12 protein-coding genes and 1 other annotated feature are annotated in these 15244 nt (G+C 35.3%); of the genes, 5 read left to right on the top strand and 7 right to left on the bottom strand.

The annotated features are described in order from the left end of the window. Positions 1-3: 3 nt before the first annotated feature. The gene (locus ATZ35_RS11475) at positions 4-423 is read right to left on the bottom strand and encodes a hypothetical protein (protein ID WP_208927352.1); all 420 of its coding nucleotides are present in this window, start codon (positions 421-423) and stop codon (positions 4-6) included. A 294-nt stretch (positions 424-717) separates the two neighbouring features. On the opposite strand from ATZ35_RS11475, the gene ATZ35_RS11470 reads away from it, so the two are divergent. Further along, complete coding sequence (locus ATZ35_RS11470; RefSeq protein ID WP_208927351.1) at positions 718-1767, top strand: AI-2E family transporter; 1050 nt, start codon at positions 718-720, stop codon at positions 1765-1767. A 275-nt stretch (positions 1768-2042) separates the two neighbouring features. Here ATZ35_RS11470 and ATZ35_RS11465 read toward each other — a convergent pair whose 3' ends face one another. Together ATZ35_RS11465 and ATZ35_RS11460 are read right to left on the bottom strand one after the other, a co-directional pair. Next, a complete protein-coding gene (locus ATZ35_RS11465) occupies positions 2043-2591 on the bottom strand; it encodes a DUF5067 domain-containing protein (protein ID WP_208927350.1) in 549 nt (182 codons plus the stop codon). Positions 2592-2698: 107 nt separating this feature from the next. Continuing rightward, the gene (locus ATZ35_RS11460; RefSeq protein WP_208927349.1) at positions 2699-3853 is read right to left on the bottom strand and encodes a serine/threonine-protein kinase; all 1155 of its coding nucleotides are present in this window, start codon (positions 3851-3853) and stop codon (positions 2699-2701) included. A 125-nt stretch (positions 3854-3978) separates the two neighbouring features. Between ATZ35_RS11460 and ATZ35_RS11455 the strand changes: the two genes are divergently transcribed. After that, positions 3979-4407 carry a helix-turn-helix domain-containing protein gene (locus tag ATZ35_RS11455; protein WP_208927348.1) on the top strand — a complete coding sequence of 143 codons (429 nt, stop codon included), beginning with the start codon at positions 3979-3981 and terminating at the stop codon, positions 4405-4407. Between the two features lie 54 nt (positions 4408-4461). Here the strand turns inward: ATZ35_RS11455 and nhaC are convergent, their stop codons facing one another. The 3 genes from nhaC to tyrP all read right to left on the bottom strand — a co-directional run bounded on the left by nhaC (position 4462) and on the right by tyrP (position 9299). Further along, positions 4462-5832, bottom strand: a complete 1371-nt coding sequence (gene nhaC, locus ATZ35_RS11450; protein ID WP_208927347.1) for a Na+/H+ antiporter NhaC — start codon at positions 5830-5832, stop codon at positions 4462-4464. Between the two features lie 140 nt (positions 5833-5972). Next, positions 5973-7853, bottom strand: a complete 1881-nt coding sequence (tdc, locus tag ATZ35_RS11445) for a tyrosine decarboxylase (protein WP_208927346.1) — start codon at positions 7851-7853, stop codon at positions 5973-5975. Between the two features lie 39 nt (positions 7854-7892). Further along, positions 7893-9299 carry a tyrosine-tyramine antiporter gene (gene tyrP / locus ATZ35_RS11440; protein ID WP_208927345.1) on the bottom strand — a complete coding sequence of 469 codons (1407 nt, stop codon included), beginning with the start codon at positions 9297-9299 and terminating at the stop codon, positions 7893-7895. Positions 9300-9681: 382 nt separating this feature from the next. Then, positions 9682-9885: a binding site (T-box leader), on the top strand. Positions 9886-9937: 52 nt separating this feature from the next. Here tyrP and tyrS point away from each other — a divergent pair. From tyrS to ATZ35_RS11425, 3 genes are all read left to right on the top strand, one after another. Then, positions 9938-11206: a tyrosine--tRNA ligase gene (tyrS, locus tag ATZ35_RS11435; protein WP_208927344.1), complete on the top strand. Its 1269-nt coding sequence runs from the start codon at positions 9938-9940 to the stop codon at positions 11204-11206. A 500-nt stretch (positions 11207-11706) separates the two neighbouring features. Continuing rightward, positions 11707-12021, top strand: coding sequence for a YerC/YecD family TrpR-related protein (locus tag ATZ35_RS11430; protein WP_208927343.1), 315 nt, complete (start codon positions 11707-11709; stop codon positions 12019-12021). Positions 12022-12167: 146 nt separating this feature from the next. After that, a complete protein-coding gene (locus ATZ35_RS11425) occupies positions 12168-13709 on the top strand; it encodes a glycosyltransferase-like membrane protein (RefSeq protein WP_208927342.1) in 1542 nt (513 codons plus the stop codon). Positions 13710-13830: 121 nt separating this feature from the next. Here ATZ35_RS11425 and lpdA read toward each other — a convergent pair whose 3' ends face one another. Further along, positions 13831-15237: a dihydrolipoyl dehydrogenase gene (gene lpdA / locus ATZ35_RS11420; RefSeq protein WP_010760823.1), complete on the bottom strand. Its 1407-nt coding sequence runs from the start codon at positions 15235-15237 to the stop codon at positions 13831-13833. Positions 15238-15244 lie beyond the last annotated feature (7 nt).

Genomic DNA, 15244 nt, shown 5'->3' with positions numbered 1-15244 from the left:
TCCCTACTCCTTTACCCCTTCTTCTTTTTCTAGAATTAGTTCATAGTGTGTTTTTGCTTGTTCAAAATTCGACTTTTCAATTGTTCTTGCAAGTTCCTTAATTTCTGGAGACAATTGTCGATACGTCTCATAAATCATTTTGTCTTGTTCACTAAGAAGTTTTTGATAGCTACTTAATTTTGCTTTATCCCCAATAATTTTAAAATCAGTCGCTACTTTTCTTAGATCTTTGGGATACTCTTTATTCTTGATTTCTCCCATATTTTTCATATCTACCCACAATTGATATGTTTCTTTGAAGCTTGTTTCCAGATCATAGATTTTTTTATCTAGATCTCCTTCATTTGCTTTGCTACTACATCCCGTAAAAAATAATAATGAAACAAAAACGATACATAAAGTTATTTTTTTAATTCTTTTCACTTTTAAACCTCCTTTTTGTATTTTAAACTTAACAAAAAGAGGAGCTAATATCAATAGAATAACAAAATAAAATAATCATCAATGTCCAAAGATTACAAAAATACTACGTTTAATACAAATTAAACAAAATAAAAATAACACTTATACATATATATATAACCACTTCTAAAAAAAACTTTTTAACATCTAGTTATTTTTTTAGATTTATCGATAAAACTGCTATCTTAAAATGTGAAAAAGCATTATAGTTATCTTATTATGAAATAAAGTAAAACTGTATAAGGAGTGAAGTCTGTGTCGGTTTATGAAAAATTTATTCAAAACGAGCGTTTAAGACGATTTTTTGTTTTAGCGATTGTTATTTTTATTTTGTTTTTAGCTAGAAGTATGATCACAATGATTTTATTAACGTTTATTTTTACATTTTTAGCGCTCCATTTCGTGAAATTTGTTCAGCGTTATTTAAAAATCCCCTCCCTCATCCTTGTTTTGGCGACCTATTCTTTGATTGTTTTTTTAGTCTATCTAGCCATTACAAAATATGTGCCGGTTCTGATTCATCAATCGGTTCAAATGTATAATTCTGTGATTCATTTTTATCAAACTCCGACAGATGATCATAATCAACTTTTAGTCGTTATTGATAATTATCTAGAGAAATCAAACTTAATGTCTCAAATTCAAAATGGGGCTAGTATTCTTCTGCGTTATGTTCAAGATATTGGCTCGATCGGCCTTTCATTTATCCTTTCGTTCATCCTAAGTTTCTTTTTTATGATCGAGAAAAAACAAATGGCAGATTTTTCTAAGTTATTTTTAAAAAGTGATTTTGACTGGTTTTTCCAGGATATTTACTTCTTTGCAGATAAATTTGTCAATACATTTGGTGTTGTTATGGAAGCACAATTTTTTATCGCAGTCGTTAATACCGGTATCACAACGATTTGCTTAGCTTTAATCGGGTTCCATCAGCTGCCAAGCTTAGCGATCATGATTTTTATTTTAAGCTTGATACCAGTTGCTGGTGTGATTATTTCCTGTATTCCATTAAGCTTTATTGCTTATTCTGAAGGCGGTATTAATGATGTGATTTACATCTTAGTAGTGATCATTGTCGTACATTTGTTTGAATCTTATGTACTAAATCCTAAATTTATGTCTAGTAAAACAGATTTACCGATTTTTTATACCTTTGTTATTTTACTGATCAGCGAACGTTTATTTGGTGTTTGGGGCTTGATCGTCGGTATCCCGATTTTTACCTTCTTTTTAGATATTTTAAAGGTTAAACCGATCCATTCAGTTTCAGTTACTGAGAAGAGCTCTGTTCCACCACCAGAATAAAAAAAAGTGAACGTTTGGATGTTACTCCAAGCGTTCACTTTTTTTGTGGTTGCGGCTATTCTCGTATTTGGAAAATCAGTCAGGTAGCAAAGACTACTTGATTTCGGACCAAATAACGATATCTTAACTGCTACCTGTTCTACTAACACCAATACACAGCCATATATAAGGAATGGTACTTCATTCCTGTGCTTCATTTGAAGCGAAAAGCTAGTTATTTTCTAAGAAAGAAAAGCTAGCTAAACCACCTTTTTCAACCCTTTTAAATCCCCAATTTACTGCAAAATAAACTCTTTTGTTAATTTCACTTTATTACTAAATAATTTCGTTGCCTCAACGGATACTGGTGCGGTCATATCTGCTAATTTATAAGGAACCTTTAAATTCAATGTCGCTCCTGGTTGGATTTCAGTCAAGGAATCCACATACCCTGATTCCATCATAATAGCCGATTCTAAGGCAATCCCATTTTGAAAAGCTTTTGTTGTGATCGATGATACAAACATCGCATTTTTATCACTGTTATTTGTAAACTCATAATCAATCACCGCGACATCTGCTCCATCGTAATCTTTTGCAAAGGTCAATTCTTTGATCACAACATGATAATCACCTAAATCACCTGCATCAGTTTCAGCTGGGGCTTCTTCTTGTTTTTCCACTACTTTGCTTGTAGTCGTCCCTTTTTTAGGTTTTGTTACGTTACTTGTAGTCGCTTCTTTTTTGGTGCTTCCTTCTTCTTTAGAATCAGAGCCCATATTTGCTAGAATACCGCCTACTACTAAAATGCCGACCCCAATCAAAACAATTTTCTTCATGCTCATTTTTTTGTCTCCTTTGTTATTTAGTCCGTTGATACATGTTCATCATACTAAAATGCTAAAGGAGAATCTTATGCATTTTGCATAATTTTAATGAAGCAATTATTCAGTTACTTTCTAACGCCTCCGTTGGTAACAAATAAAAATAAACCATAGTAGATCAACCAACTAAGAACCAACAAACTATAACCGATTCCGCGCAGGACATTTTTCTTAGCGTTCAGCAAGGGAATTTTTTCATGAAAGTTTAGAAAATTCGTAAATAACAGCACAGGTAAAATAAAAAGAATACTACCATCCAGCGCTACTAAAAGCTTTTCACTCATTGTTCTGCCTTCGTAAATAGTCCCTGGTAGCCCGATCAATACAAACACATAATAAATAATTGCCAATGTCATCTTCCATGGCTGGCCGGTCCGAAATCCCGGTACATAGTTGCCTAAAAACGAACGGATTGGCGTCTTTACATGTTGCTGTTCACTATCATCAATGGCCTTTTTAGAAATTCCAACTGGTTCAACTGTCTGCTGTTGAGCTGCGTTTAACTGATTCCATTTTTCTTTAACAGCTGCTTGCATTTCCATTGCTGACTGATAGCGATTTTTAGGGTCCAATTTTGTGGCTTTCACAATAAGATCATGTAAAAATGGATCGAAACTCAGTTGCTTTTTAGGATACTCTTTGATTGAACAAACATTGATCACGACTCCTACCGAATATAGATCACTTCTGGCATCTGTTTGCGCAAAGCCAAACTGTTCCGGTGAGGCAAAACCGATTGTTCCTAACTGCACAGTGTCCGTTTCTTTCTCCTCTTCAAATACTCTCACTGCATCAAAATCGATCAATTTTAGTACGCCATCATTCGTCAGCATAATATTTCCGGGTTTCACATCACGATGAACTAACCCTTCATTGTGAAGAGCAATCAAAGCCTCTAATAAATCCAGCGTGCGTTTTAAAATCATTTTAGTCTCCAATGTTTCGGATGTTTTAATGATTTCTGTCAATGTTTTCCCGTGAATAAATTCTTCGTATAAATAGAGTTGCCCGTCCTCGATCACAACTTCTTGAATGCTAGGTAAATTACTGTGTTTAATTTTTTGAAGTGTCATCAAATTATCCTGCAAATAAAGCGGGTAACATTTTTTGACAAAAAATTCTTTCGTATCGTTTTCTCTAACAAGAATCGGTCCATTGATTTGATCTGTTAATGGTTCAATTTCTTTATAAGAAAATTGCTTTAGATTATTTACATTTCCCATTATTACACTCCATTTTTTGGTTTACTTTTTTTATTATAGCAAATAAACTAAAAAAATACGCCCTCACTTTGTTAAAATCAATGTATAATAGCAATAGGATATTGTAGATATAGGAGATTTTTACTATGCAAGAAAAAGATACAGATGCATTACTTCATTCATTAAAAAAAGCCGAAAATTTTCAAACTGCCCTTTCGGAAACTCGGGACCACACGATCGACCAAACCCTAAAAGACTATCTAAATACTTGGCTGCTTCATAAGAAAATAACCAAAAGCACCGTACTAAAAAAAGCCGGAATCACTGAAGCAACTGGGTATCAATATTTTGATGGAAAACGAAATCCCTCAAGGGAAAAAGTAATTGCTCTAGCCATCGGTTTGGACTTACGTTTAGAAGAAACCAATGAGTTGATGAAAAAAACTGGGTATGCCCAACTTTATCCTAAACACCCTTGGGATGCAATCGTGATCTATGGTATCACTCATCATTTAACCATCACGGAAATCGATGATTTATTGTATAGTGAATCACTTAAAACATTCGGCGAATAAATTAAAAAAATACAACCTCATTCCTTTTTCAGAATAGGTTGTATTTTTGATTGATTATTTTTCAGTTTTCTTTTTACTCATAATCGTAACAAAAAATGACACTAATGGTAGGGCGTAACAAAATACCGCATATGGTAAATAATTGATTGTGGCGATACCTAAGGTTCCTGAAATGAATACCCCACTCACCCCCCAAGGAATCAATGGATTGACAACTGAACCTGCATCATTCAAGCTCCTAGATAACATTGTTAGCGGAACTTTTTTTTCTTTAAATTTATTGATAAATGATTTTCCAGGTAAAATGATTGAAAGGTATTGTTCGCCAATCAACCCATTGACACCGAACGAACTCATCATCGTAATAAAAATCAATTTTTGACGGGAATTGATCGCTGTTTCAAAACGCTGTAGTAAGCACTCGATAATTTCCATTTTTACTAATAAGCCACCTAGCGCTAAAGCTAAAATAATCAGTGAAACAGACCACATCATACTTTGAATACCGCCTCTGGAAAGCAGTTCATCCACTTGTGTATTTCCTGTATGAGCAACAAAACCATTTTGGATAATATCAGCTGTTTCAACAAACGAAAAATGATTGGTTGTAAAGAACAGTAAAATAAGCGAGGCACAAATACTCAATAACAAGGTCGGAATGGCTGGAATTTTTTTCCAAGCACAAACGAACAAGATCGCTAAAGGAATCAGCTCAACAAATGAAATCGAAAAATTAGCATTTAACGTATTAACAATTGCATGAATACCTGTACTGTCCAAAGCCCCATCATAACGCAACCCCATGAACAAAAAATAGCCAAACGAAAGGATCGCTGCAGGAATCGCTGTTTTATATGTATTTTTCAAATGTTCAAATAAATCGACTTCTGAAATTGCCGCAGCTAAATTTACTGTATCTGAAAGTGGTGAAATTGAATTTCCTAAAAAAGCCCCGGAAACAATGGCACCTGTTGTCAAGGCTGGATCAACACCAATCAAGCTCCCCATTCCCAAAAAGGCAATCCCGATCGTTGATATCGTGGTAAATGAGCTACCTACAGCACCACCTACGATCCCGCAAACAATAAAAACAGTCGGCATAAAAAACTTCACCGATAAGAAAGAAAAACCTAAAACCATGATCGTTGGAATCGTTCCAACGGCGATCCATACACTGATCAAAGCACCAATCAAAATAAAAATCAGCATAGGAATGATGCCAGAAGTAACCCCCTCAATCAACGCATCATGAACAAAATCCCAAGAAAACTTTTTATACACCGCAAACAAAAGCAAATAGCCAATCGCAAGCAATATAGCGACATGAGCAGGAATGCCAAAGCCAATAATACTTGTACCGATCATCAACAATAATGTTATTAATAAGAAAACTGCTTCATTAAAATTTACTTGATATTTTTTCATACATGTTCCTCACATTTTTTATAGAGAGTTGGCAACTAGGAGCCCGTGCCCAACCATTCCCTCTTATTTATTTTTTTATAGAAAAGCTGCAGCTGCGGTAAAGCTGTTTTATCGCCTTACCGCACCCACAGTATTCAACTTTATTGCTCAGCGTAGATCGCTTCTAATTTTTCTTGGATCGCTGTTTTGATTTTTGCTGCATAGTCATCAAAGACTTCTTTGTCATTCATGTATGGTGACATACCGGCTGCACGTAAGATCGTTACTTTATCAGCACGTTCCCATTCAGCGCGAGAGAAACCAAGACTGTTAACAAATTCAAATGGGCTGTGACCATATTCTTCGATAGCAAAATCGGTATGTGATGTGATGAATTCATTGTTATATAATCCACCTTTTGCATAAGAGGCATAGTCATAGAAATCATGATTCAATTTATTCATTTTCACAAGATCTGTATTGCCTTTTTCATTGAATACATAATCGACCATGTTAAAATCTGGTTTTGTTAAAGCATGGATTTCGATTGTTTTGTCACCGACTTTAAATTCTAAGCCATCGATGAAATGATAGAAGTGATAAGCTCCTTCAATACTTGCGCCCATCAATTTACCATAACCAGTTACGTTTAGTGGCAATACTTTATGCGCAGTCCAAACAGCAGCTGCAGTTGCACCAGCTTTAGACCCTTCAAGAATATAAGCTCCTAGCAATGCAGGAATATCTGCACCTTTTTCAAATACGTATGTTGCAAAGTAAGAAATCACGTCACGCATGCGGATATCTTTGATCACGACACCACCAGCTGAATAAGGGATGTAACCCATTTTGTGTGGATCGATCGTTACTGATTCAGCTTGTTCGATTGCTTTAAATGATTCATAAACTTCTCTTGTTAACCAATCATTTTTTTCTTGGAAGATGTTATGTTTTGCATAAACTTCTTCAATTTTATCCCATTCGATAAATTGGTCATTTTCATCTAAGAAGATTGAACGGCCGTAACCACCATACGCAGCGTCAACATGTACGTAGAAATAGATACCTTCTTTTGCTAATTTATCTCGTAAAGCAATGATTTGATCGATCCGGTCAACTTGACCTTCTTCGGTTGAGCCAACAACGCCGACAACTCCAAGAGTAGGAACGCCTTGTGCTGCTAAATCACGAATTTGTGCTTCTAATTTCTCAATATCCATACGGTATTCGCTGTTTACTTCACCAGCAATTACTTGATCTAAACCGATTCCGATGATGTCAGCTGCTTTTAACCATGAATAATGTTTTGTTTGCGGTACGATCCATTTTCCTAATTTATCTAAGTTTTTACCACTACGAGCAGATTGTGCTTTGATTTCATCAAATTGGTCTTGCACTTGATCTAAAATATCTAGCACTTCTGTTGTAGACATATTTAATAATTCCCAATCTGTTTTACCCGCAACCATTTCTGGTACAACTGCTTTGATAGCGAATGGTAAAGATTTCATATTGCGGGCATACCATAGACCTTCTAAGTTAGCGATTGAGCCATCTGCCGCGATGTGACCCCAACCATTTTTATAGCTCATCAATGTAGCAAATTCTAAGCCAACTTCTTCTTCCATTTGTGATGTTGCTGGTGATGATTCATAAGCCACGTTATTGCCGTTCCAAAGCATTGCAGTTGTATAGGCAATAATTGATGGCATTAATGTTTCAGCGTTCATATGACCCCAGAAACGACCTGCTGAGTGCCAAGGAAGAGATTCTGTTCTTAAACGTGAAGACAACACATTGAAAACACTTCTCATATTGTCGGCCGTCTCTTGGAAACTTTTAGAACTTCTATCTTGCGGTGTAATAACAGGTAAATCTTGTGGCATATAATTTTGTCTCCAACCTACATGCTCATCAATCATTTTATTTAATAATTCTTTGAATAAATCAACGTTTTCACCTTTGTCACCTATAAATAATGCTTTTAAATTCGTATCGTCAGTATTGAAATTTTTCACGATAGTTTCCTCCAATGTTTTCATAATTTGTCGTACTAAAAAATTTATTTTTATACTCGTCTCTTATTTATCGAATTTCTTCCATTCCGGTTTCTTGTTTTTATAAATGATCAAGGCAATTCCGATCATGATCACGGTTGCTGCTACTTGGTAAATCACATAAGCAACATGTCCGCTTTGAGGAACAGAAGTTGGTGGAATCAAGCTGACTAAAATCGTAACAATTACACTCACGATAGCTAAACCTGAAACAAACCACATCAAGCCGTTTCCTTTGCTTCCTAATCTAAATGGACGTTCAACACTCGGCATACTATAACGCAATTTGATTGCTGAAAGTGAGATCAACAGATACACCACACAATAAAGGATTGTTGTTGTAATTGTAATGATCAAGAACGCTGCACTAATATCCGGTACTACTACATACAAGAATGAAACAAGTGAGATAACGATTGCTTGGATCATCACAAAAACGATTGGAATACCTTTTCCATTACGTTTTTGGAAGAATGGTGGTAAGTTCCCTTCTTCTGCAACTTTGATCATTGATTTACTTGGACCTAAAACCCAAGCACTTAATTGAACAAGTACACCGATTAAGATCATCAAGGAAATAATGTTATTGAAAATCGCTGGAATTCCAAGGTCTTGCGTCATGATTACAAATGGTTGCGTAATATTCGCTAATTCCATTTTTCCAGCTGGTACGCTATCTGCTACACTTAAACCAGCCGCTAAGTTGAAGACAACTAATAGTAAAACAGATGCAATAACGGCGATTGGATAATTCCGTTTTGGATTATCAATATTATTGGCGTGAACAGAAGAAATTTCTACTCCAGCAAAAATGAAGATGATCCCTGTCAAGGTTGGTAAGCTACCTAAGTCGCTAAAATCTGGTAATAACTTACTTGCTTCAAAATGACCTAAATAACTATCTTGGTTGATCCCATGTTTTGCCATGTACATCATCCCTAAAATAACTAGTGCAACAAAAGGAATATAAACACCGATCACAGCACCCCAGTCACCAGCAATTTTAACCATGTCAAATTTCAAATTAAGTAATGTAATACCCCAATATGAAATCAATATCATAGTAAAAATAAATAAGTTATTGTGTCCAAGATCGGGACGATTGATTACATAACCAAGTAATACACCAACGGTTGATGCTACCATCACCATTCCGAAAAACATTTGTACCCATAGTAACCATGAAGTAACAAAGCCCCATTTTTCGCCAAAAGCATTACGTACCCAAACTTGTGGACCGCCTTCTTCTGGCCAACCAGTTGATAATTCAGCTGAAATCAACGCAATTGGTAAAGCAAAGCAACAAGCTGCAATCAACATATAAAATATTTGTGCCCATCCTGTCGATGCTAATGTTGGAACACTACGAACCGTTCCGAAAAAGGCCATGGTAATTCCGATTAATCCAAATAATGATAATTTCTTATTCATGTTTCTATTGACCTCCTGATTTAATTTATTTTTTGTTTCCCACATGTGAAATCACTCCCAAAGTATAGGTACCTTTAAGCCTCAAGTCAAAAAGAGTAGAATTAAAAAAAAAGCCCGTTATTTAAGATTTTTTTACTCTATCTAGCGCGTCGATGCTTTACTGCGTTAAAGTAATTGTGTGAAAAAAAGAGCATAAAAAAGCTTTTTGTAAAAAGCCCATTCAAAATTGTCAGAAATTCTGTTTCACTCTTCCTGTTTTCAATAAACCTAGATTAAAGTGAAAACCTGTTGTATGAGAATCCACTCATTTAAAAATAATAATCGAAAAAAAGAAGTATTTGACAAGTTGGCTTATTTGTCGTAGAATTGCTACAAAATAACATATCAAACTTTAATAAAGCGAAGTAGCAAGAATGTCCCTATTTCAGAGAGTCAACATTTAGTGAGAGTTGGCATATACATTTTTTGTGAATTACACTTTTAGTTTCCTACCGTAAGTAGGCGTCTATCTACGATACAGATTTGAGAGGTATATGATACGTTCATATACAATTTGGGTGGTAACACGGCGGAGTTCGTCCCATAGGCTAATAGCCTATGGGACGTTTTTTATTTTATTTAGGAAAGGAAGAAGAAACATGACAAACATTATTGATGAATTAGAATGGCGTGGCGCCATCAACCAACAAACAGATAGCGAAGGGTTGCGTGAATACGTTGAAACCAATAGCATTTCACTATATTGCGGTGTGGACCCTACAGGAGACAGCATGCATATTGGGCATTTGATTCCTTTTATGATGCTAAAAAGATTCCAAGCCTTTGGACATCATCCCTTTATTTTGATTGGTGGCGCAACTGGAACAATTGGAGACCCAAGTGGAAGAACAACAGAGCGTCAGTTACAAACAATGGAAACAGTCCAACATAACGTTGACTCTTTAACTCGTCAAATGGAAAAATTATTTGCAGTCGATACTGACAACACATTGACTTTAGTGAACAACTACGATTGGACACATAATCTTACTCTATTAGATTTCCTAAGAGACTTTGGTAAATTCTTTAACATCAACACGATGCTTGCAAAAGATATCGTAGCGAGCCGTTTGGAAACGGGAATTTCATTTACAGAATTCACGTACCAAATCCTACAATCAATGGACTTTTTACACCTATTCCAAAATAACAACGTCCGCATGCAAATCGGTGGTGCTGATCAATGGGGGAATATCACAGCTGGTCTAGATTTGATTCGTAAAAAAGAAGGCGCAGATGCAAAAGCCTTTGGTTTAACGATTCCTTTGATGTTAAAAGCAGACGGCACAAAATTTGGGAAAACAGCTGGTGGTGCGGTTTGGCTTGATCCAGAAAAAACAACACCATACGAATTCTACCAATTCTGGGTGAACCAAGATGACCGTGACGTGATCAAATACTTGAAATTCTTTACCTTCTTAACAAAAGAAGAAATTGATGCACTAGAAGTTAAAGTAGAAACTGAACCACATTTACGTGAAGCACAACGCGTATTAGCTGCTGAAATGACTAAATTTGTGCATAGTGAAGAAGATTTAAACGATGCATTAGCAATCTCAGAAGCGTTATTTTCTGGTAATGTAAAAAATCTAACCTCTAAACAAATTGAAGAAGGCTTTAAAAATATGCCTACGGTTGAAACAGAAATACTTGATCAAAATCTTGTAGACTGGTTGATCGAACTGGGTATTGAACCTTCTAAACGTCAAGCAAGAGAAGATATTTCAAATGGCGCGATTTCAATCAATGGTGATCGAATCAAAGAGTTAGACTTTATCGTTACAGCAGAACACAGTTTTGATGGAAAATTCATCATTGTTAGAAAAGGGAAAAAACAATACACATTAGTAAAATTAATTTCTAAGTAAAAATAGTTAGCCTATTTTTAAAGGGTGAAGTAAAACTGAAAATCAGTTTTACTTCACCCTTTTGCATTTATTTATTCAATTTACTGGACAAAAAAAAAAAAAGTTTTATAATAAAAAATGCTTGCTAGAATGGATTTCGTTCGGCAATGTGAAGTGTTATTACCTATTTATATTATCTAGCTATACAGACTAGGCTTTCGGGAAAAAAATAAAATGGAGTGAGACAAAAAAACGTCTCAAGCAATTTTTCCTATTTCCCTGTCAAGCCTAAACGAGTCCGCTTCGCTTTTGCTGAGAATCACAGTGAAAAAATTGAACTGATGATGAACAGTACAAGACTTTCGTAAGAAAGTGTTGATCATTAGTATTATCTAGCTGCACAAATCAATCCTTAGGAAAATAGATAAATTGTTAGTGAAACAAAGAACGTTTCAATAACAATTTCCTAATTTTCTACAGGATTAAACGATTTGTTCCGCTTTTAAATTTAGGAGGAACTTATGAAAATCGACAAGATACAAGACGGCCACGGCGATGAGTTTTTCCGTTCTCTATTAGCTTTAGAAACATTGGAAGATTGCTACGATTACTTTGATGACTTAATGACCCTAAAGGAGCTGGATTCCATGATTCAGCGATTTGAAGTTGCGAAGTTGCTACTATTAAATAAAACCTATAGTGATATTGCAGAAGCCACTGGCAGCAGCACTACAACAATTTCTAGAGTTAAAAGAATCATTGACGAAGGAAATGGTGGATTGCTTGAAATGGTCCATAGAATCGATGAACAGGACGATAGAGAACTTCATCGCTAGAATAGAAAAATTAGCGCCCTAAAAGTCAAGGAAATCCTTTTAACTTTTAGAACGCTTTTTTTATAGCTTATATTTCTTAATTCTTATTATTGTTCTATAATGAATAAGGTATAACAAAAATAATTCGATTTACTAGGAGATTCTAAATGAAAAAAAAAATCTTTTCAATTTTAAATTGTCTATTTCTTTTATCAATACTTTACACGTTCTACGGAACACTCAGGAGCAGTCTATTAGATATCTCAAATATTAACGACAAAGTTTGGGCGTTCTTACTTATTCTATTTTTTATTATTTGTATCGCATTTGTTCCAACTAGCACCCGCTCATACATACAGAAAAAACTAAAACAATTTTTCGCTTTTTTAAAAAAAAATATAGCGATCATTACGATGTTACTGTTCGCAGTAGGTGTTATCTTACAAGTGATTATTTTATACTATATTCACGTCCCGATTGGTTGGGATGTAGATGGTATTCATGCTAGTGTAACTGAACTAATAAAAAATTCTCCAGACTCTATCGCTAGCATTTATTTATCAAAAAATCCGAATAATAATTTATTTTTCTTCTTAATGTATTTTATAACTCAAATAGGAAATTTTTTCCATCAGTCGTTAGGGAATTCTTGGATGTTTTGGCAGCTAACAAATACAATCTTTATGGATATTGGCTTTATTTTTATTTTTTTGACAGCAAAAAATCTTTTTAATAAAAAAATTGCTTATCTCTCTTTTTATTTAGCCTTTATTCCATTAGCTTTATCACCCTGGATGATGGTGGTTTATACAGATACTATTATGCTACCAGTAATCAGTATTACGTTGTGGATTTATTCGCTTGCAAAAAAGAAACACAACCACTATTTAATGATTGTGTTAGGGATCTTGATCGCAATTTCTTACCTATTAAAACCCTCTTCTATTGTTTTTCTAATTGCCTATAGTATGATTGAGTTACTTAATTTACTAACTGATCCTAAAAAGATCAACTTAAAAAAAGTACTCTTAATAACGGTACTCTTTTGTCTATCTTTTGCTGGAACAATAAAACTCTTTCACCTATTCGAAGACCAACAAAAGCTTATTGTTATCGATCCAAATCAAGCAAAGCCTTGGCAACATTTTGTAATGATGGGCTTAACGGGTAGTGGCGGCTTTAGCGAAGAAGATACAAGAGCAACAATATCAATTCCTACCAAAGAAGGCAAAGTCAATTATGCCAATAAAAAGATAGCAGAGCGAATAAAAAATTATGGTTTTACAGGTTATACAAAATTCTTAATGAAAAAACATTTCAATAATACTGATAGAGGAGATTTCGGTTGGGGACGAGATGGTGGTGCGCAAATCTATTTACAATCAAACGATCCTATACAGATTTTTCTAAGAGATACTTATTATCAACAAGGAGAGAAAGTCAAAACAGTCCGTCTTTTTATGCATCTCATGTGGATGATTACATTAGTTGGTCTACTGTTTGTGACAAGAAAACAATTTAATAATGATCCAAACGATACCTTACTAGCCATTCTTAAATTGACTATTTTAGGTGCGTTTTTATACCTACTTTTATTTGAAGGAGGCCGCTCTAGATATCTGATACAGTACCTACCCTTTATTTATATGTTATCAGCGAATGGTTTCTACCTTCAGTTTACTGCTATTAAAAAAATTAAAAACCCTTAATTACTCCCTCCCCTTATCAAGTTATTATTCCTTACTTGATAAGGGCTATTTATTAAGCTAGTGCAAAACAAAAGACCGAGCTTGGCTAGCTCGGTCTTTCTTTGTGTGACAAATATGCTATTTAAATATGAATTGGCAAACCTAAAGCCAATTCAGAAGCATCCATAGTAATTTCCCCTAAAGATGGGTGTGGATGGATCGTTAATGCAATATCTTCAGCATTCATGCCAGATTCAACCGCTAATGATAATTCAGAAATCATATCACTTGCGCCAACTCCGCCGATTTGTGCTCCGATAATCACATTGTCTTCGTTTGTTGTTACCAAACGTACGAATCCTTCAGTTTTACCTAAAGAAATAGCACGGCCATTACCAGCGAATGGGAATTTGTAAGCTGTTGCTTCTAATCCCGCTTCTTTGGCTTCAGCGATTGTCATACCAACACTTGCTAATTCAGGATCAGTGAAGGCTACTGCAGGCATTGCTTTGTAGTCCACTTCTACTTTTTTACCAGAAATTGCTTCAGCAGCAATTTTTGCTTCGTAGCTTGCTTTATGAGCAAGAGCAGCACCTGGTACGATATCCCCAATAGCGAAGATGTTTGATACGTTTGTTCTACCTTGTTTGTCCACTTTAACTAAACCACGTTCGCCAACTTCAACACCTGCTTGTTCTAAACCAAGATCATCTGTGTTTGGACGACGTCCAACTGTTACCATTACATAGTCAGCAGTGACTGATTCTTCTTTGCCGTCTACTTCATATTTAACTGTTACGCTGTCGCCGTTGTCGATTGCTTCTTTAGCCATGGCTTTTGTTACAACTGTTACATTTTTCTTCTTGAAGTCGTCTGTAACTAGTTTAACCATGTCTTTTTCATAAGTTGGTAAGATTGAAGGGCTACCTTCTAAAATTGTTACTTCTGAACCTAGGTTAGCGTATGCTCCACCTAATTCTGCACCGATAACACCGCCACCGATGATTACAAATTTCTTAGGTACTTCTTTCAAGTTCAAACCACCAGTAGAATCTAAGACACGTCCACCAAATTTAAATCCTGGGATTTCGATTGGGCGAGAACCTGTTGCTACGATTGCATTATTGAATGAGTAAGTTTGCGCTGAATCCGGATGAATGACACGTAATGTGTTTTCATCAACGAAGAACGCTTCTCCTTCAATAATTTCGATTTTATGTTTTTTAAGAAGGAAACCAACACCACTTGTCAACGTATTAACAACTTTGTTGTCTTTCCATTCTTGTGTTTTTGTAAAGTCTAACTCAACATCTTTAGCTGTTACACCAAACATAGTTGAATCTAGTGATTCTTGATAGTGATGTCCTGCTGCGATCAATGCTTTAGAAGGAATACATCCAACGTTCAAACATACACCGCCGATAAACTCACGTTCAATGATCGCAACTTTTTGACCCATTTCAGCAGCACGAATTGCTGCAACGTATCCTCCAGGGCCTGAACCAATTACGACTGTATCTAATTCAATGGCGAAATCTCCTACTACCATCTGATAA

It is taken from the genome of Enterococcus rotai, assembly GCF_001465345.1.
Taxonomy (GTDB): domain Bacteria; phylum Bacillota; class Bacilli; order Lactobacillales; family Enterococcaceae; genus Enterococcus_L; species Enterococcus_L rotai.
Note: the sequence above shows the minus strand (reverse complement) of the source record. Positions and strands in the feature narration are given on the sequence as shown.